The organism is Gordonibacter pamelaeae (genome assembly GCF_003340385.1).
Classification (GTDB): domain Bacteria; phylum Actinomycetota; class Coriobacteriia; order Coriobacteriales; family Eggerthellaceae; genus Gordonibacter; species Gordonibacter pamelaeae.
Map to the genome: position 1 here is coordinate 432,418 of NZ_PPTS01000002.1, position 17,341 is coordinate 449,758.

The following is a 17,341-nucleotide window of genomic DNA, read 5'->3' on the forward strand; positions in this document are numbered from 1 at the left end:
GTCTATTCCCCCTCTTCCACTTTGTAGATCTTGCAGATAGAGCTCTTGTAGTTCGAGCCGAAGCCGCTCTTGCCCGGGATCCACGGCAGCGTGTTGTTGATGTTCAGGTCGAACACGTCGTAGAACTTCTCCGGGTCGCCCTCGGGGAACCACCAGCCGTGGTCGCACGACACGATGCGGCGATCCATGACGGGCGTGAGCTTCGCCTTGCGCTTCGCGCGGCCCATGGGGCCTTCCATCCACACCCAGTCGCCGTCCTTGATGCCGTACTTGGCAGCCGTCTCGGGATGGATCTCCATGAGGGGCCACGGGCGGTAGTGGCGCATGCGCTCGATCTGGCGATGCTCGGAGTGGAACATGCCCCAGGTGCGCGCGCCGCTCGTCATGACCAGCGGGTACTCGCCCATGAGGTCCGGCGTGGAGCCGGGGCCGGGCTCGGGCTCCTCGAAGTAGGGCAGCGGGTCGAGGCCGGCCTGGTTGTAGAAGTTGCTCCACAGCTCGATGCGGCCGGTGGGCGTGTTGAAGCCGGGCTGCCCGTCCTTGCGCAGCTTGCCCGTCTTGTAGCGGTAGTACTCGATGGGCTGGTAGGCCGGCGCCACTTCCTGCAGCTCCTCGAAGCTCATGTCGGTGGGCTTGAGCATGTCGGTGAACATCTCGTCCACGTTGTCCCACGGCCACGCCTCGGGGTTCCAGCGCTTGCCGAGCTCAAGGTTGATCTGCATGTCGCTTCGGCACTCGCCCACGTCCGTCACCTTGTTGATGGTGGAGCCGCGCTGCGCGCCGGACACGAAGGCGATACCGTTGCGCTCGGGGAACGTACAGGCCGGCAGCACCACGTCGGCCAGAGCGGCGATGGTCGGGGTCTTGAACAGGTCCACCACCACGATGAAGTCGAGCTTGTTCAGGGCCTTGTACAAACGCTGCGGGTCGGCGCCCATGCAGGCGATGGGGTTGGTGGTCTGCAGCCAGGCGCCGTGGATCTCGTAGGGCACGCCCGTCTCGATGGTCTTCACGGTCTCGTCGGGCTGCGACACGGCGAACCCGAAGTTGTACAGCGGGTAGTCCTTGATGCCGATGCGCTTGGCCTCCTGCTCCGGGCCCAGGATCTCGCGGCCCCAGCCGCCGGCCACCGACAGGATCTCCGGTGCCACGATCATGCCGCCGGGGCGCTCCATGTTGCCCGTGATCTCCCAGAGGGCGAGGATGGCCTGGCCGGCCGGCATGGCCTCGCGGGTCATGTCAACGGCCACGCCCCACTGCAGCGTGGAGTTCTTCGCGTTGCCCAGCATGCGGGCGGCGGCGATGATCTTCTCCTCGGGAACCCACGTGATCTCGCTCACGCGCTTCACGTCGAATTCCTTGGCGCGCTCGGCCAGCTCGTCGAAGCCGTAGCACCAGTTGTCGACGAACTCGTGGTCGTAGAGGTCCTCCTCGATGATGACCTTCATCATGCCGAGCGCCAGCGCCGCGTCGGTGCCGGGGCGCACGCGCAGGTGCAGCTCGGACTTGGACGCCAGCCACGTGACCTTCGGGTCCACCGTGACCAGCTTCATGCCGCGCTTCATGAGGTCGATGACCCAGTGGCCGTAGAAGCCCTCGATGTTCGACTTAAGCGGGTAGTTGCCCCACACGAACATGACCTCGGGAACCTCGTAGTCCGGGTGGTCGTAGCGCTCGGGGAACTGCTGGGCGGCGTCGGGGATCCACGGTGCGCCCGTGGTGGCGGCCATGCCGGCGATACGCGGCAGGTAGCATGCCTGGCCCGAGAGCAGGCCCGTGTAGTTCGGGCTGCCGAACGACCAGGACAGGCGCGTGATGTACGCGGCGATGTCGCGGCCGGTGCCCTGCGCGAAGATGACGGACTCGGCGCCGTACTTCTCCTTCATGGCCATGAACTCGTCGGTGATGAGGTCGTAGGCCTCGTCCCACGAGATGCGCTCCCACTTGTCGAGGCCGCGGTCCTCGCGGGCGCGCTTCATGGGATACTGCAGGCGCTCCTTGTGGTGCGTCACCTCGGGCACGTCAAGGCAGCGCATGCACAGACGTCCGTTCGTCCACGGGTCCTCCGGGTCGCCCTCGCACTTGGCCAGCTTGCCGTCGGCATCCTGGTACATGATGACGCCGCAACCCAGGTGGCAGCCCGGGCCCGTCCATGCGCAGCCGCGCGTGACCTGGTAGCCGCCTTCCTCGTACTGGAACGGCTTGTCGTGCTGCACGGTTCGATACTCCTCAGCCATACCTTGCCTCCTCGTCCTTTCGTCTCGGATGCACCCGCCCCGCTCCCCGCGGGAGGCGGCCCGAGGGCCTCCCCGTTCCACTCCCCGTCTTCGGGGTTCGCAACGGCGGTGGTGCCTTTCCTTGCCACGATCCTAGAGACCGTTTATCATGGGCGCCATCGACAAATCGTCTGGTTTCTTCGGAGGGGCCTCGGCGATAAGCGGGAGGGGGCCGCGCAAACGCCTATGGAAAAAAGTCTGAATAGCCACGAAACACCACGTCAGAGCGTATCTCCCACCATGCTTCTCACGATGGTGGGAGGCATGGCGCTCTTCTGGGCCTGCTTCTTCGCCATGCTCATGCGCAACTCGTTCTTGGACCCCGGCATCGACCGGCTGTGGTACCACCTTGCCCTGCGCATCGCGTTCTTCATCGGTTTCGGGGCCTGCTGCCTCACGATATCGCGCGCACCCGAGGGGCTGCCGTCGCCCCGCGCGCGGCGCGCCATGACGGGATTCGTGGCGGCGTTCTGCCTCATCGCCGCCGTGTCGTCCACGGCCTACGCGGTGCTCGGCACGCCGCTGCCGCTCGCCTTCGACCTCGCAGCGTGGGGGCTTTCGGGGGCCGGCCTGGGCTGCCTGCTGTTCAGCTGGATGCCCGCGGTCTCGCGCCTCGACGAGCGGTCGGTGGCACGCTGCATGGCGCTCTCCACTGCCTGCGGCGGCTTCCTCTACCTGGTCATCAACCTGCTGCCGTCCTACTTCAGCATCGTCATGCTCGTGGTGTGCCCTTTGGTCAGCCTGGCCGTCGAGCGCGTGGTGGGGCACGAGGCGGGGCCGGACGAGGGCCTGCGCATACCGCTGGCCGTCTCCCAGGAGAAGGCGGGCCTCTCATGGGCGTTCGGCGTCATCTATATCGTGTACGGCATCGTGTTCGGCCTCGGCGCCGGCTCCATCACGCAGCTGGCCGGCGACCCCCTGCTGTTCGCCGGCATCGCCGGGTTCGCGCTGGCCGGCGCGCTGGCGGCGCTCGCGTTCATGCACCGCTTCGCCGGGCGCATGCGCCAGATCGACGTGCTGCGCATGGTGTTCCCGTTCCTCGTGGTGTCGCTCGTGTCCATGGCCCTGTTCACCGGGCCGGTGTACGCGCTCTCGAACCTGCTGCTTTTGGCCGTTTACGTGTTCCTCGTGGTGGTGAGCATGGCCTTCGAGGTGCACACGGCGCACAACCGGCATGCGGCGCCCCTGTACTTCGTGGGCATGAGCCAAGGCGTGCTCGGCTGCGGCATGGCCGCCGGATTCGCGCTGGGGCTGCTGCCGGCGGCTGCCGGCGCCACGAACTACGCCGTGCTCTCGGGCGTCGCGCTGGGACTGGTGGTGGTGCTGGCCGCGTTCATCACGTTCGCCCCGAGCCGCCGCCCCGCCGACGACGACGATGCCGCCGAGGCCCCCGAGCAGGAGCACGAGCAGGGCCGCTGGAAGGCCCGCTGCACCGTGGTGGCGCGCGAAGCCAAGCTCTCCGCGCGCGAGACCGAGGTGTTCTTCCTCATGGCGAAGGGCCGCGGCATCGAGCACATCCAGAACAAGCTGTGCATCTCCAGCCACACGGTGAAGTCGCACACGTACAACATCTACAAGAAGATGGGCATCAACTCCCGCGAGGAGCTCCTCGACGCCATCGAGGCTGCGAATCCCGACGACGCATAGGGCGAGGGATGCCCCAGAGCGGAGCCGAACATGAGAGGAGGGGGCAGCTTGGCTGTCCCCCTCCTCGGTTGGTACCCTTATGATGCGGCGGCCGCGCTATTTGGCAGGTGCGCCTTCCGCCACGCGCAGCTGGGTCTCGTACCAGGCAAGGCGCGCCCGGGACGTTTCCAAGATGGCGCCGTAGGACTCCACCTCGGGATCGTCGGCATGCTTCGCCTCCAGCTCGGCGACGCGCTCGCGCATCCCGTCGGCCTTCTTGCGAACCGCCTCCGCGTCGATGTTGTCCACATCCACGCCGAAGCGCGCGAGAACGGTCAAACGGTCCGCATACACCTGCGTTGCACCCTCGTACAGGGCGAAACGGCGCTTCTCGTTGCCGGCGGCATCCATCCAGAGCGTGAGGACGCCGGGGCTGTTCTTGGCCACGAGCATCTCATGGCCGCTCAGCACGCCGTAGTTGCCCTCGGAACCCGGGACGTCCGCGTAGGCGATCTCTCCCGAGAACAGCTCGCGCGTCGGCGTAGCCACCATGCAAAGCAGATTAGGCATGAGCTTCTTCCTTCGTCATTTCCTCGTAGGCCGCGTACACGTCCTCGATGGCGCCCTTGTACACGAAGCACTGCTCGGGGATATGGTCGCACTTGCCGTCGAGGATCTCGGCGAACGAGCGGATGGTATCCTCCATCTTCACGTACTTGCCGGGGTTGCCGGTGAAGACCTCGGCCACGTGGAACGGCTGGCCCAGGTACTTCTGGATCTTGCGGGCACGGTTCACGACGAGCTTCTGCTCCTCGGAGAGCTCGTCCATGCCGAGGATGGCGATGATGTCCTGCAGGTCCTTGTAGTTCTGCAGCACCTCCTGCACGCCCACGGCCACGCGGTAGTGCTCCTCGCCCACGATCTCCGGGTCGAGCGCGCGGGAGGTGGACTCCAGCGGGTCGACGGCCGGGTAGATGCCCAACTCGGCGATGGAACGGGACAGAACCGTCTTCGCGTCGAGATGGGTGAACGTCGTGGCCGGCGCGGGGTCGGTCAGGTCGTCGGCGGGAACGTACACAGCCTGCACCGAGGTGATGGAGCCGGTCTCGGTGGACGTGATGCGCTCCTGCAGGTCGCCCATCTCGGTTGCCAGCGTGGGCTGGTAGCCAACGGCGGAGGGCATGCGGCCGAGAAGTGCGGACACCTCGGAGCCGGCCTGCGTGAAGCGGAAGATGTTGTCGATAAACAGCAGCACGTCCTGGCCCTGGTCACGGAAGTACTCGGCCTCGGTCAGGCCCGCCAGGCCCACGCGCAGACGCGCTCCCGGAGGCTCGTTCATCTGGCCGTACACCAGGCAGGTCTTGTCGATGACGCCGGACTCGCTCATCTCGAGGAACAGGTCGGTGCCCTCGCGGGTACGCTCGCCCACGCCCGTGAACACCGACGTGCCGCCGTGCTCCTGGGCCAGGTTGTTGATGAGCTCCTGGATGATAACGGTCTTGCCGACGCCAGCGCCGCCGAAGAGGCCGGTCTTGCCGCCCTTGACGTAGGGCTCGATGAGGTCGACAACCTTGATGCCGGTCTCGAAGATCTCCGTCGTGGTAGTCAGCGTGTCGTAGTCCGGGGCCGGGTGGTGGATGGGCATCCACTCGGCAACCTCGGGCATGGGCTTGCCGTCGACCGGCTCGCCGATCACGTTCCAGATGCGGCCCAGCGTGTTCGGGCCCACGGGCATCATGATGGGGTTGCCGGTGTCGACGACCTCGAGGCCGCGCACCATGCCGTCGGTGGACGACATGGCGACAGTGCGGACGAGGTCGCCCGGGAGGTGCGTCTGCACCTCCAGCACGGTCTTCACTTCCCCGATGGGGGTCGTTGCATCCACGGTCAGGGCGTTGTAGATCGCCGGCATTTGATCCGGCGGAAACTCAACGTCGACGACAGCGCCGACGATGCGGACAATGCGTCCGGTCGCGCCCGTGGCCGATGCAGTGTTCTTGGTTTCAGCCATTTATTCCTCCAAAGCTGCGGCGCCGCCAACGATCTCCGAGATCTCGGTCGTGATAGCGCCCTGGCGCACGCGGTTGTACACGCGGGTCAGGGTGTTGACCATCTCGCTGGCGTTGTCGGTCGCCGACTTCATTGCGGTGCGGCGCGCGCCCTGCTCGGCAGCCGCCGAGTCGATGAGCGCGTAGTAGAACGTGTTGCGCAGGTAGGCGCGCATCAGATAGTGCATGACCGATTCGGCATCGGGCTCGAAGTCGATGTCGCCGGGCAGGTGGTCGAGGTCCTTCTCGCGGAAGTGCTCGAAGTAGTCCTTCTCCTTGGGAGCCAGGCCCAGGAGATCGGCATAGCTCGTGGTGTTGATGGGCAGCACCTGCTGCTCGATCAACCGCTGCTCGGCCGCGTTCTTCGCATGGTTGAACACGATGATGACCTCGTCGAGCTTGCCCTCGCGGTAGCTGTCGCCGGCGAACTGCGAGATCTCGGCCGCCTCCTCGTACGTCGGGTCGGCCGAAAGGTCGCGGAACTCGAAAACCGGCACGATGTTGCGATAGCTGAAGTACCCGATGGCCTTCTTGCCGCAGGCGACGATCTCGACCTCGATGCCCTGGCGCTCCTTCTCCTTGATGAGCTTCTCGGCATGGCGCAGCACGTTGCTGTTGAACCCGCCGGCAAGCCCGCGATCGGACGCGATGACCACGATCAGAGCGCGCTTGACCTCGTCATGCGTGGCGAGCAGCGGCTCGGAGTCGAGCGGTGCGTACTTCGCCGTGGAAATGAGCATCTCCGAGATGGCGCTCGCCCACGGAAGGGCGTTGTACACCCGCTCCGAGGCGCGGCGGATCTTGGCGGCCGCAACCATTTCCATGGTACGCGTGATCTGCTTCGTCGAGGAGACGGAGTTGATGCGCCGTTCTATGTCGTGAAGGTTGGGCATGGTCTACCTGCCTTAAGCCGAAGCCGAGAACGTCAGCTTGAAGGCCTCGATGGCAGCGTTCAGCTCGGTTTCGATCGCGTCGGTAAACTTCTGCTCCTTCACAATGTTCTCGAAGATCTCCGGCTTGGAGGCGCGGATGTAATCGAGCAGCTCGCCGCGGAAGCGCACGACGTCGCCCACCGGGATGTCGTCGAGGTAGCCGTGCCCGCCCGCATAGATGGACACCGCCTGCTCCTCGACCGGCATGGGGTTGTAGCGGCCCTGCTTCAGCAGCTCGGTCATGTGGGCGCCGCGGTTCAGCTGGTCCTGAGTGGCCTTGTCCAGGTCGCTGCCGAACTGCGTGAACGCCTGCAGCTCGCGATAGGACGCGAGGTCGAGGCGCAGCGAGCCGGCAACTTGCTTCATGGCCTTGATCTGCGCGGAGCCGCCGACTCGCGACACGGAGATGCCCACGTCGACAGCCGGGCGCTGGCCCTGGAAGAACAGGTCGGTCTGCAGGAAGATCTGGCCGTCGGTGATGGAGATGACGTTCGTCGGGATGTAGGCGGACACGTCGCCGGCCTGCGTCTCGATGATGGGGAGCGCCGTGAGGGAGCCCGCACCGTTCTCGTCGTTCATCTTCACCGCGCGCTCCAGCAGGCGCGAATGCAGGTAGAACACGTCGCCGGGGTACGCCTCGCGTCCCGGAGGACGACGCAGCGTCAGCGACATCTGGCGGTAGGCCACGGCCTGCTTGGACAGGTCGTCGTAGACGCACAGCACGTGGCGGCCGGGGTTCTCGGCGGAAGCCGGCTTGCCGTCCTCGCCGTTGTACATGAAGAACTCGCCGATGGCGGCACCCGCCATGGGAGCGATGTACTGCAGCGGCGCGGAGTCGGACGCAGAGGCCGACACGATGATCGTGTAGTCCATGGCGCCATGGCGCTCGAGCGTCTCGACGATGCCGGCAACCGTGGAGGCTTTCTGGCCGATAGCCACGTAGATGCAGATCATGTCCTTGCCCTTTTGGTTGATGATAGCATCAACCGCAATGGCGGTCTTGCCGGTCTGGCGGTCGCCGATGATGAGCTCGCGCTGGCCGCGGCCGACGGGGATCATCGAGTCGATGGCCAGGATGCCGGTCTGCATGGGCTCGTGCACCGGCTTGCGGGCGATAACGCCGGGAGCCTTGAACTCCACGGGGCGCATGCCCTCGGCCTTGATGGGGCCCTTGCCGTCGATGGGCATGCCGAGCGGGTTCACCACGCGGCCGAGCATTTCCCTGCCCGACGGAACTTCCACGATACGGCCGGTCGTGCGGACCTGGTCGTTCTCCCTGATTGCCGTGACATCGCCGAGAAGCACGGCGCCGACCTCGTCTTCTTCGAGGTTCTGGGCCAGACCGTAGACGGTCTTGCCGCCCTGGCCGACGAATTCGAGGAGCTCGCCTGCCATGGCGTCGCGCAGGCCGTCGACGCGGGCGATGCCGTCGCCGATTTGGATAACGGTTCCGACCTCGCGAGACTCGATGTTGACCTTCAGGGCGTCAAGCTGCTTGCGCAACGCATCGTCAATGGACTTAGCGGTGATTTCAGTCACTAGCATTCACCTCCATCTGTAGTCGTTTTGAGCACGTTGCGGGCATGGTCGAGCTGGGACGCCACGCTGGCGTCGATGCGCTTCCCGTTCGTGCTCATGATGATGCCGCCCAATATGGACTTGTCGACGCTCTCGCGCAGGACGACGTTCGTGTCCAGATCGGCTTCGGCTTTTTCCGTAATGATGCGTCGCAGGGCGTCGTCCAGCGGAACCGCCGTCGTAACGTCCACCACGCACAGGTTCAACTTGCTCTGCAGCTGCTCTGCGTAGTTCTCGAGCACGCGGGGCAGCAGCGCGGCGTCGCCCCGTTCGGCCAGAACCGCCAACACGTCGAGCAGGACCGGGTTGCAGCCAGCGAACACGTTCCTGGCAAGCTCGCCCCGCTGCTCGGGCGTGTAGCCCGGGTCTGACAAGGCAACGGACAGCTCCATGTTCGTGCGCATGGCCCCGGCTACGCGGACCATCTGGTCGCGCACCTCGAGGACCGCCTCCTGGCCGCCCGCCTCGAACGCCCCATCGAACAGGACGGCGGCATACACTGCCACTTCCTCTTTGACGATAAGACGATTAGTTGGCATCGAAACTGCCCGCCTCGTTCACGTAGCGCTCGATCATCTTGCGATGCTCGCTCTCAGAGAGGTCCTCGCCGATGAGGCGCGCCGCAACCGCGACGGACGTGTCGGCAACGGAGCTCTGGAGCTCGGCGATGGCAGCCTTCTTCTCCGCCTCGATGGCCGTGCGCGCCTTGGCGATCATGTCGGTCGCCTCGGACTGGGCCTTGGCCGTGATGTCGGCCTTGGCGGCTTCGCCGGTCTGCTTGGCGTCGGCCACGATCTGGGCCGCCTGGGCCTTGGCATCGGCCAGCTGCACCCGGTACTCCTCGAGCACCCGCTCGCTCTCGATGCGGGCCTCTTCGGACTTCTCGAGGGCATCCTTGATCATCGTCTCGCGCTTGGACAGCATGGCCTCGAACTTGGGCCAGCCGAGCTTCGCGAGGACGATCCACAGCAAGATGAAGATGACGAGCATGGGGATGAACTCCGCCATGTCGGGCAGGATGGCGCTGATGCCGCCTGCCTCCTCCTCACTGGCGAACGCGAGCGCGGGAAAAGCAAACGTCATGCCGGCGCCGGCAACTGCGGCGACCCCCATGCGAGTCGATGCTTTTTTCGCTCTGTCTTTCACGTTGTAACCTCCTTTAGCCTTCTTGCGGCAAATATGTCCGAATAAGGCCGAGTTACACGATGAAGGTCAGAACGAAGCCGATGAGGCCGAGGGCCTCGGCGAGGGCGGCGCCGATGATGAAGTTCGTGAACAGACGACCCTGCAGTTCGGGCTGGCGGGCGGTCGCGACGCAGCAGCCGTAGCAGGCGATGCCGATGCCGACGCCGGGGCCGATGGTCGACAGGCCGTAGCCCACGAGCTTCAGAGCCGCAAGAACGATGGTAGTTTCCACAATTTCCTCCTTTTACCGTTTCCGAGCCAACCTCGGAGACTTTGGACAACCTGTTTATGTCAACCGGCCGTGGAGTGCCGGTATGAACCGTGGTTCCGCGCCCGTCGGGCGCATGCCGTCCGCTCGCGCGGACGGCGGGGACGATCCTAGTGGTCGGACGTGGCCAGGCCGATGTACACCGCGCTCAGGATGGTGAACACGTAGGCCTGCAGGAACGCCACCAGCACCTCGAGCGCGTACATGGCGAACAGGAACAGCATCCAGGCGATGGAGATGGACCCCACCGCAACGCCCGCGCCCTGGATGGCGGAGCCGATGAACACGCTGGTGAGCAAGGCGAAGATGCCGAGCACCATGTGGCCTGCGAACATGTTGCCGTAGAGTCGCACGGCCAGCGTGAGCACGCGCAGCACCGTGGAGAAGAGCTCGAGGAACCACACGATGGGCACCATGACCACGGGCAGGCCGGACGGCGCGAACGACTTGAGGTAGCCGCCCAGGCCCTTGACCTTGATGCCGTAGAAGATGAAGTAGACGAACGAGATGGCGGCGAGGGCCCACGTGATGGAGATGGACCCGGTGGGCGTCTTGCAGCCGGGGATGAGGCCCACGAAGTTGCTGATGAGGATGAAGAAGAACAGCGTGGCCAAGAACGGGATGTGCTTCTTGTAGCCGTGGCCGATGGCGCTCTCTCCCATGTCCTTCTTCACGAACTCGTAGCCGTACTCGACCATGTTCGTGAACTTGTTCGTGGGGATGAGCGTGAGGCGCTTCCCCGCCGTCAGCACGACGATGAGCGTGATGACGAAGCAGATGATCATCCACAGCACGTACTGGGTCATGCCGAACGAGCCCGAGCCGAACACAAAGACCGGGTCGAACGAATGCTGCAGATGGGGCACCTCGGCCGCTAGTTGATCAAGTGGATTCACGTGTCTTACCTTCCCATCCTACTTCCGTACAAATGTATATACGCCGTAGCCGATTGCGCAGGCAACGAGCACCGCCGCTTCCGCCAAGACGAAGGGCACCGCTATGTCGCGCGCGAGGACGACGCAGGCGATGGCTCCGAGGAAAAGGATGACGAACGACAACAGCACACCGAGCATCAGGGCGCCTGCATGGCCCAAATTGCTGGTGTCGGTCACCCGCCTCGTCATTCGCAATCCGAGAAACAGCGGCAACACGCCGAGCGCCCCGGACAACGCCCCCAAAACGATCGCTAGTACCATAGCCTGCTTTCAAATCCATGCGCTCGCAGACGCGCCCTATTAAACCGGTACGTATGATAACGGAACGTTCGATTTATTCTACGAGAAGGTAACAAAAACATCCGATTTTCGGGTGAGTGGTGGATAAATCCGGCAGAAAACTGAATAAACCCTGCGGTGCGGAGGGGCGAAACTGTATATTCCACGCCAAAAAGAGGGCGGTTGAAATGCTAGGTGAATAACCCCATTTCGGGGGTGAGCGGTCGGAAGGCGCCGTCTCTTTTCAGCCGGGCGGAGAGGGACGGATCGGACGCGACCGGCAGTGCCGCTCCCGTCAGCCGGACGGGGACGTGCGAGCAGATGCGGCAGGTCCGGCGCATAAGGGGGTCCCGGAGGTTGGACGGATGCGCCGGGCGGCCTCCCCGGAGCGCGGGCGCCCTACCCTTCGAACACGCGCAGCTTCATGCCGGCTTCCTCGAGCATGGACATGGCCAGCTCGTCGGGGTACGGGTTCTGGTAGACGATCTCCTCGATGCCGGCGTTGATGAGCATCTTGGCGCACACGACGCAGGGCTGCGTGTTCACGTAGATGGACGCGCCCGTGATGTTGATGCCGTAGCGCGCCGCCTGGATGATGGCGTTCTGCTCGGCGTGCAGGCCGCGGCAGATCTCGTGGCGCTGGCCGCTCGGCACGCCGAGCTGCTGGCGCAAGCAGCCCGTCTCGGCGCAGTGGCGCATGCCGGTGGGCACGCCGTTGTAGCCCGTGGCCAGGATGCGGCGGTCCTTCACGATGACGGCCCCCACCCCGCGGCGCATGCAGGTGGTGCGCGTGGCGACTTCGTTCGCCAGCTTCATGAAGTACTCGTCCCAGCTGGGGCGGTGGTCGATCGTCTCGGTCATGCGTGCTTCCTTTCAACCTGCGGGGCGGCGGGAGGGCGGCGCAGCGCCCAGTCGCTCGGCAGTCCTGGCTCGCACGAAACGTCCAGTGGACGTTTCGGCTCGTGCGGAACTCGCTTGGTGGGCGCTGCGCCGCCCTTCCGCCTTCTCCGGTGCTTCGAGTCCGGGCCGGAGACGCGCAAAGCGCTCTCCGGCGGGGGGGGTTCATGGATCTGGTCTCCCGTTTGGAGGGGTTCAACCTGGGCGGGAGGCTTCGTCCTACTTCGTGCCGAAGATGCGGTCGCCGGCGTCGCCCAGGCCGGGGACAATGTAGGCGTGGTCGTTCAGGCCCTCGTCGACGGCGCAGGTGTAGATCTGCACGTCCGGGTCGGCGGCGAGCACGGCCTCGATACCCGCCGGGGCGGCCACGAGCACCATGAGCTTGATATTCTTCACGCCGATCCTGCGCAGGTACTGGATGGCGGCCACGGCCGAGCCGCCGGTGGCGAGCATGGGGTCCACCACGAGCACGTCGCGCTGCGCGATGCTGTCGGGCATCTTGGCGTAATACTCGTGCGGCTCGTGGGTGTCGGGGTCGCGGTACATGCCGAGGTGCCCCACGAACGTGGACGGCATGAGCTCCTGCACGCCCTCCACCATGCCGAGGCCGGCGCGCAGGATGGGCACGATCACCATCTTCTTGCCGGACACCTGCTTGCACGTGGTCTTGCAGATGGGGGTCTCCACCTCCACATCCTCGAGGGCCAGATCGCGCGTGGCCTCGTAGCCCTCGAACAGGGCGAGCTCGCGCACGAGGGCGCGGAAGTCCTTCGAGGACGTGTCCTTGTTGCGCAGCTTGGACAGCTTGTGCTGGACCATGGGATGGTCGACGACGGTGACGCGGTCGTACTCTTTCGTCATGGGAAAGTGCTCCTCTTTAATTAGTAGTCGAGTTCCGGGTACAGGGGATGGGCGGCGAGCAGCGCGTCCACTTTGGTGCGGATGTCGGCGAGCTTGGCGTCGCTCTCGGCGTTGAACACCGTGGCGGCGATGAGCTGGCCCACCTCGTAGAAGTCCTCTGCGGTGAAGCCGCGCGTGGTGGCGGCGGCGGAGCCCACGCGGATGCCGCTCGTGACGAAGGGGCTGCGCGGCTCGTTGGGGATGGAGTTCTTGTTCACCGTGATGCCCACGCTCTCCAAGAGCTTCTCGGCGTCCTTGCCGGTGACGTCGGCGGGCGTGAGGTCCACGAGGCACAGGTGGTTGTCGGTGCCGCCGGACACGAGGCGCAAGCCGCCGTCCATCATGCCCTGGCCGAGGCGCGCGGCGTTCTCCACCACATGGCCGATGTACTCTTTGTACGAAGGTTGCGCGGCCTCGCCGAACGCCACGGCCTTGCCGGCGATGACGTGCATGAGCGGGCCGCCCTGGGAGCCGGGGAACACGGCCTTGTCCACGCGCTTGGCGATGTCCTCGTCGTTTGCGAGGATGAAGCCGCCGCGCGGGCCGCGCAGGGTCTTGTGGCTGGTGGAGGTGACGACGTCGGCGTGCGGCACGGGGCTCGGGTGCGCGCCCGCGGCCACGAGGCCGGCGATGTGGGCCATGTCCACCATGAAGTACGCGCCCACCTCGCGTGCGATGGCGCCCATGCGCTCGAAGTCGATGATGCGCGGGTACGCGCTCGCGCCGCCCACGATGAGCTTCGGGCGCACCTCCTTGGCGATGCGCTCCACCTCGTCGTAGTCGATGGTCTCGGTCTCGGGGTCCACGCCGTAGCTGGCGAAGTGGTAGTGGCGGCCGGAGAAGTTCACCGGCGAGCCGTGCGTGAGGTGGCCGCCCTCGGCCAGGCTCATGCCGAGCACCGTGTCGCCCAGCTCGATGAGCGCCTCGTACGCGCCCAGGTTCGCGTTCGCGCCACAGTGGGGCTGCACGTTCGCGAAGTTCGCGCCGAAGAGGGCGCAGGCGCGCTCGCGGGCGAGGTCCTCCACGATATCGACCTTCTCGCAGCCGCCGTAGTAGCGCTTGCGCGGGTAGCCCTCGGCGTACTTGTTCGTGAGGACGCTGCCCACGGCCTCGAGGACGGCGGGTGAGGTGAAGTTCTCCGAGGCGATGAGCTCCACGGAGTCGCGCTCGCGGGCGAGCTCCTGGCGCAGGGCGTCGGCGACGGCGGGGTCTTGCTCGGGCAGGTAGGTCAAGGGCATGGCGGTTCCTTTCGGGATACGGGCGCGGGTCGCGCGAAAGGCGGCGTCGCTGATGATGCAGCTTATGCTAGCACAACGGCCCGCACCGGTTGAGCAGGCGCGGGCCGTCGGTTCGGCCTCACTTGGCTTCGAGGGCCATGATCTTCTCCACACGGCCGGCGTGGCGGCCCTCCCCGAAGGGAGTGGCGAGGAACGCGTCGAGGATGGCACGGTTCGTCTCCTCGTCCACGAAGCGGCCGGAGAGCGTGACGACGTTCGCGTCGTTGTGCTCGCGCGACAGCTCGGCGAACTGCGGGGTGACCACGTTCACGGCGCGGATGCCGTCCACCTTGTTCGCGGCCACGGCCATGCCGATGCCCGTGCCGCACACGAGCACGCCGCGCTCGGCCGCCCCGCCCGCCACGTCGCGGGCTACGAGCTCGGCGTAGTCCGGGTAGTCCACGCGGTCGTCGGTGTCCGGGCCGCGGTCGATCACGTCGTGACCCTGCGCGGCCAGGTAGTCCACGAGCGCCTGCTTCTGCTCGAAGCCCGCGTGGTCGCTGGCGATGCTGATGTTCATGGGCGGTTCCTTTCGTAGTGGTGGGTTCTTCGGCTCGCTCCGCCCGATCAGGGCGCCATCGTGCGCCGCACGGCGCGCGCCCAGCCCTCCAGCAGGCGGGCATGGCGGGCGTCCTCCATGCCCGGCGCGTAGACCGTGTCCGAGGAGCGCAGGTCGCACAGGCGGGCGGTGTCCTTCCAGAAACCAGTTCCCAAGCCGGCCAGGTAGGCTGCGCCGAGCGCCGTCGTCTCCGTATTCTGGGGACGGTGCAGCGGCGTGCGCAAGAGGTCGCTTTGGAACTGCATGAGAAAATCGTTCGCCGACGCGCCGCCGTCCACCTTGAGCACCTTGAGCGGCATCCCCGCGTCGGCCTCCATGGCCACGGCCAGGTCGTGCACCTGGTAGGCCAGCGACTCCAGCGCGGCGCGCACGATGTGGGCGCGGCCCGCGCCGCGCGTGAGGCCGTAGATGGCGCCGCGCGCCTCGGCGTCCCAGTACGGCGCGCCGAGCCCGGTGAAGGCGGGCACCACGTACACACCGCCCGTGTCGGGCACGCTGCGCGCGATGGCGCACGTCTCGGCCACGTCGTCGATGAGGCCCAGCTCGTCGCGCAGCCATTGCAAGAGGGCGCCGGCCATGAACACGCTGCCCTCGAGCGCGTACTCGGGCCCGGGCGCGCCCGGCGCCGAGGCGGCCAGCGTCGTGACCAGCCGGTGGGTGGAGCGGCACGCCTCGCGCCCCGTGTGCATGAGCAGGAAGCAGCCGGTGCCGTACGTGTTCTTCGCCTGCCCCGCCTCGAAGCAGCACTGGCCGAAGAGCGCGGCCTGCTGGTCGCCCGCCACTCCGCGGATGGGCACGCCGCGCACCACGCCGGGGTTCGCCGTCACGCCGTAATCGGCCGACGAGGGGCACACGTCGGGAAGCATCGAGGCGGGTATGCCGAACAGGTCGAGCAGCCACGGGTCCCAGCGCATCTCGTGGATGTCGTAGAGCATGGTGCGGCTGGCGTTCGTGACGTCGGTGGCATGCACCTGCCCGTCCGTGAGCGACCACACGAGCCAGCTGTCCACGGTGCCGAACGCGAGCTTCCCCGCCTCGGCGTCAGCGCGGGCGCCGGGAATGTTGTCCAGCAGCCATTTCACCTTGCTGGCCGAGAAGTAGGCGTCGGGCACGAGGCCGGTGGTGTCCGCGATGCGACGGGCGACGGCCGGGTCGCCGCAGAGCTCCTCCACGATGGGGGCCGTGCGGCGGCACTGCCACACGATGGCGTTGCCCACGGGCCGGCCCGTCTCGCGGTTCCACACGACGGTGGTCTCGCGCTGGTTCGTGATGCCGATGGCATCGATGTCGGCGGGCCCCAGCCCGTGCGACACCGTGAGCTCGGCAAGCGCGCCCAGCTGGGACGACAGGATATCCAGCGGGTCGTGCTCCACCCAGCCCGGCTGCGGGTAGCGCTGCGGGAACGGGTTCTGCACCGCATCGACGACGCGCCCGTCGGCATCGACGAGCATGGCGCGCGACGAGGTGGTGCCCTGGTCGAGCGCTATGACGTAGGCTTTTCGCATGCGTGCTCCTCCATCCACTGTGCGATGTCGGCATAGACCTGGGCGCGGCCGGGCTCGTTGAGTATCTCGTGGCGCATGCCCGGGTAGAGGACCTCGTCCACGCGCCGCACCCCCGCGCCGCGCAGGAGCTCCGCGGCCGCGTGCACGCCCTTGCCGCAGCCGCCCACCGGGTCCTCGGCGCCGGCCACGAACAGCACGGGCAGGTCGTGCGGCACCTTGGCGGCGCAAGCGCGCGTCACCACCTCGCCCGTGAGGTCGGTGAGCGTGGCGTAGCCGCCCGCGGAGAACATGGCGCCGCACATCTCGTCGGCGATGTAGGCGTCCACGACCTCCGGATCGGTGGAGAGCCAGTCGAACGGCGTGCGGGCGTTCTCGATCTGCTTGGCGAAGGCGCCGGCGCCCAGGCCGTCGAGGAAGGCGCTCCGGTAGTCCTCCCCCTTCGACGCCGCGATGCGGCGCGCGAGGAAGCTGCCTGCCTTCGACAGCGCAAGCGGCTGGGTGCCGGTGCCGCAGATGACGGCCGCGGCCAGGCCCTCGGCGTGGCGGGCCAGGTAGGCGCGCACGACGAAGCTTCCCATGGAGTGACCGAACAGGATATAGGGCGCCTGGCGCGAGTAGCGGGCGGCCACCGTTCGGCGCAGCTCGTGGACGTCCTCGATGAGCACGTCCTTGCCGCCTTGCGCGGGCAGGCACCCCAGCTTCTCGGGGCCGGGCACGCTCTTCCCGTGGCCCACGTGGTCGCTCGCGCACACCGTGAAGCCGCGGCCCACCAGGTAGCGCGCGAACCCGTCGTAGCGTCCCAGGTGCTCGGACATGCCGTGCACGATCTGCACGACGCCGCGCGGCGCGGGCGCGCGCGTGCCTGCCGGACGCTCGGGTGCCCAGATCAGGCCCCTGATCTGGGACGTGCCGTCGTGGGACCGGAAGCCGATCGGAGCAGTGGAAACCGTAGCAGCCATGTGCGCCCTCCCCGGGAATCGTGTGGAGGTTCCATTATACCCGAGAAGCCGCGAGCGGCGGACGGACGGATGGGCACGATGGCTGGATGCCGGCGGGTCGGGCGGGCGCCCTTCGGC

17 protein-coding genes are annotated in these 17,341 nt (G+C 66.6%); 1 reads left to right on the top strand and 16 read right to left on the bottom strand.

Annotation, left to right across the window (positions count from 1 at the left end; translation table 11 throughout):
- Nucleotides 1-2: 2 nt before the first annotated feature.
- Nucleotides 3-2,237, bottom strand: a complete 2,235-nt coding sequence (locus tag C1877_RS04500; protein ID WP_015540403.1) for a molybdopterin-dependent oxidoreductase — start codon at nucleotides 2,235-2,237, stop codon at nucleotides 3-5.
- 303 nt (nucleotides 2,238-2,540) lie between these two features.
- Here C1877_RS04500 and C1877_RS04505 point away from each other — a divergent pair, with 303 nt between their 5' ends.
- On the top strand, nucleotides 2,541-3,923 hold the full coding sequence (locus C1877_RS04505) for a helix-turn-helix transcriptional regulator (RefSeq protein ID WP_181813787.1): 1,383 nt from the start codon (nucleotides 2,541-2,543) through the stop codon (nucleotides 3,921-3,923).
- Between the two features lie 96 nt (nucleotides 3,924-4,019).
- Here the strand turns inward: C1877_RS04505 and C1877_RS04510 are convergent, their stop codons facing one another.
- The 15 genes from C1877_RS04510 to C1877_RS04585 all read right to left on the bottom strand — a co-directional run bounded on the left by C1877_RS04510 (nucleotide 4,020) and on the right by C1877_RS04585 (nucleotide 17,224).
- Nucleotides 4,020-4,472 (bottom strand): F0F1 ATP synthase subunit delta/epsilon, encoded by a 453-nt coding sequence (locus tag C1877_RS04510; RefSeq protein WP_049784192.1) that lies wholly within the window; start codon nucleotides 4,470-4,472, stop codon nucleotides 4,020-4,022.
- A complete protein-coding gene (gene atpD / locus C1877_RS04515; RefSeq protein ID WP_015540406.1) occupies nucleotides 4,465-5,913 on the bottom strand; it encodes a F0F1 ATP synthase subunit beta in 1,449 nt (482 codons plus the stop codon). Before atpD ends, C1877_RS04510 begins: the two co-directional genes overlap by 8 nt.
- On the bottom strand, nucleotides 5,914-6,843 hold the full coding sequence (gene atpG, locus C1877_RS04520; protein ID WP_015540407.1) for an ATP synthase F1 subunit gamma: 930 nt from the start codon (nucleotides 6,841-6,843) through the stop codon (nucleotides 5,914-5,916).
- 12 nt (nucleotides 6,844-6,855) lie between these two features.
- The gene (gene atpA, locus C1877_RS04525; RefSeq protein ID WP_154270391.1) at nucleotides 6,856-8,427 is read right to left on the bottom strand and encodes a F0F1 ATP synthase subunit alpha; all 1,572 of its coding nucleotides are present in this window, start codon (nucleotides 8,425-8,427) and stop codon (nucleotides 6,856-6,858) included.
- The gene (gene atpH / locus C1877_RS04530; RefSeq protein ID WP_227153853.1) at nucleotides 8,421-8,960 is read right to left on the bottom strand and encodes an ATP synthase F1 subunit delta; all 540 of its coding nucleotides are present in this window, start codon (nucleotides 8,958-8,960) and stop codon (nucleotides 8,421-8,423) included. The genes atpA and atpH overlap by 7 nt, the downstream gene beginning before the upstream one ends.
- 28 nt (nucleotides 8,961-8,988) lie before the next feature.
- Nucleotides 8,989-9,573 carry a F0F1 ATP synthase subunit B gene (atpF, locus tag C1877_RS04535; protein WP_015540408.1) on the bottom strand — a complete coding sequence of 195 codons (585 nt, stop codon included), beginning with the start codon at nucleotides 9,571-9,573 and terminating at the stop codon, nucleotides 8,989-8,991.
- 85 nt (nucleotides 9,574-9,658) lie between these two features.
- Nucleotides 9,659-9,877, bottom strand: coding sequence for an ATP synthase F0 subunit C (gene atpE / locus C1877_RS04540; protein ID WP_041239754.1), 219 nt, complete (start codon nucleotides 9,875-9,877; stop codon nucleotides 9,659-9,661).
- A gap of 146 nt (nucleotides 9,878-10,023) precedes the next feature.
- Nucleotides 10,024-10,809, bottom strand: coding sequence for a F0F1 ATP synthase subunit A (gene atpB, locus C1877_RS04545; RefSeq protein ID WP_041239755.1), 786 nt, complete (start codon nucleotides 10,807-10,809; stop codon nucleotides 10,024-10,026).
- A gap of 18 nt (nucleotides 10,810-10,827) precedes the next feature.
- Nucleotides 10,828-11,109: a hypothetical protein gene (locus C1877_RS04550; RefSeq protein WP_015540409.1), complete on the bottom strand. Its 282-nt coding sequence runs from the start codon at nucleotides 11,107-11,109 to the stop codon at nucleotides 10,828-10,830.
- 417 nt (nucleotides 11,110-11,526) lie between these two features.
- A complete protein-coding gene (locus C1877_RS04555; RefSeq protein ID WP_015540410.1) occupies nucleotides 11,527-11,988 on the bottom strand; it encodes a deoxycytidylate deaminase in 462 nt (153 codons plus the stop codon).
- A 255-nt stretch (nucleotides 11,989-12,243) separates the two neighbouring features.
- Nucleotides 12,244-12,885: a uracil phosphoribosyltransferase gene (upp, locus tag C1877_RS04565; RefSeq protein ID WP_015540411.1), complete on the bottom strand. Its 642-nt coding sequence runs from the start codon at nucleotides 12,883-12,885 to the stop codon at nucleotides 12,244-12,246.
- A gap of 20 nt (nucleotides 12,886-12,905) precedes the next feature.
- Nucleotides 12,906-14,162 carry a serine hydroxymethyltransferase gene (glyA, locus tag C1877_RS04570; protein ID WP_015540412.1) on the bottom strand — a complete coding sequence of 419 codons (1,257 nt, stop codon included), beginning with the start codon at nucleotides 14,160-14,162 and terminating at the stop codon, nucleotides 12,906-12,908.
- 118 nt (nucleotides 14,163-14,280) lie between these two features.
- Nucleotides 14,281-14,721, bottom strand: coding sequence for a ribose 5-phosphate isomerase B (gene rpiB / locus C1877_RS04575; RefSeq protein ID WP_015540413.1), 441 nt, complete (start codon nucleotides 14,719-14,721; stop codon nucleotides 14,281-14,283).
- A gap of 47 nt (nucleotides 14,722-14,768) precedes the next feature.
- The gene (gene glpK / locus C1877_RS04580) at nucleotides 14,769-16,265 is read right to left on the bottom strand and encodes a glycerol kinase GlpK (protein ID WP_114568493.1); all 1,497 of its coding nucleotides are present in this window, start codon (nucleotides 16,263-16,265) and stop codon (nucleotides 14,769-14,771) included.
- Complete coding sequence (locus C1877_RS04585) at nucleotides 16,244-17,224, bottom strand: alpha/beta fold hydrolase (protein WP_114568494.1); 981 nt, start codon at nucleotides 17,222-17,224, stop codon at nucleotides 16,244-16,246. The genes glpK and C1877_RS04585 overlap by 22 nt, the downstream gene beginning before the upstream one ends.
- Nucleotides 17,225-17,341: the final 117 nt, after the last annotated feature.

What these genes read in the sequence shown, in the direction of transcription:
- C1877_RS04500 (WP_015540403.1), bottom strand. Translation starts at nt 2,237, where the DNA reads ATGGCTGAGGAGTATCGAACCGTGCAGCACGACAAGCCGTTCCAGTAC.
- C1877_RS04505 (WP_181813787.1), top strand. Translation starts at nt 2,541, where the DNA reads ATGGCGCTCTTCTGGGCCTGCTTCTTCGCCATGCTCATGCGCAACTCG.
- C1877_RS04510 (WP_049784192.1), bottom strand. Translation starts at nt 4,472, where the DNA reads ATGCCTAATCTGCTTTGCATGGTGGCTACGCCGACGCGCGAGCTGTTC.
- atpD (WP_015540406.1), bottom strand. Translation starts at nt 5,913, where the DNA reads ATGGCTGAAACCAAGAACACTGCATCGGCCACGGGCGCGACCGGACGC.
- atpG (WP_015540407.1), bottom strand. Translation starts at nt 6,843, where the DNA reads ATGCCCAACCTTCACGACATAGAACGGCGCATCAACTCCGTCTCCTCG.
- atpA (WP_154270391.1), bottom strand. Translation starts at nt 8,427, where the DNA reads ATGCTAGTGACTGAAATCACCGCTAAGTCCATTGACGATGCGTTGCGC.
- atpF (WP_015540408.1), bottom strand. Translation starts at nt 9,573, where the DNA reads ATGGGGGTCGCCGCAGTTGCCGGCGCCGGCATGACGTTTGCTTTTCCC.
- C1877_RS04550 (WP_015540409.1), bottom strand. Translation starts at nt 11,109, where the DNA reads ATGGTACTAGCGATCGTTTTGGGGGCGTTGTCCGGGGCGCTCGGCGTG.
- C1877_RS04555 (WP_015540410.1), bottom strand. Translation starts at nt 11,988, where the DNA reads ATGACCGAGACGATCGACCACCGCCCCAGCTGGGACGAGTACTTCATG.
- upp (WP_015540411.1), bottom strand. Translation starts at nt 12,885, where the DNA reads ATGACGAAAGAGTACGACCGCGTCACCGTCGTCGACCATCCCATGGTC.
- glyA (WP_015540412.1), bottom strand. Translation starts at nt 14,162, where the DNA reads ATGCCCTTGACCTACCTGCCCGAGCAAGACCCCGCCGTCGCCGACGCC.
- rpiB (WP_015540413.1), bottom strand. Translation starts at nt 14,721, where the DNA reads ATGAACATCAGCATCGCCAGCGACCACGCGGGCTTCGAGCAGAAGCAG.
- glpK (WP_114568493.1), bottom strand. Translation starts at nt 16,265, where the DNA reads ATGCGAAAAGCCTACGTCATAGCGCTCGACCAGGGCACCACCTCGTCG.
- C1877_RS04585 (WP_114568494.1), bottom strand. Translation starts at nt 17,224, where the DNA reads ATGGCTGCTACGGTTTCCACTGCTCCGATCGGCTTCCGGTCCCACGAC.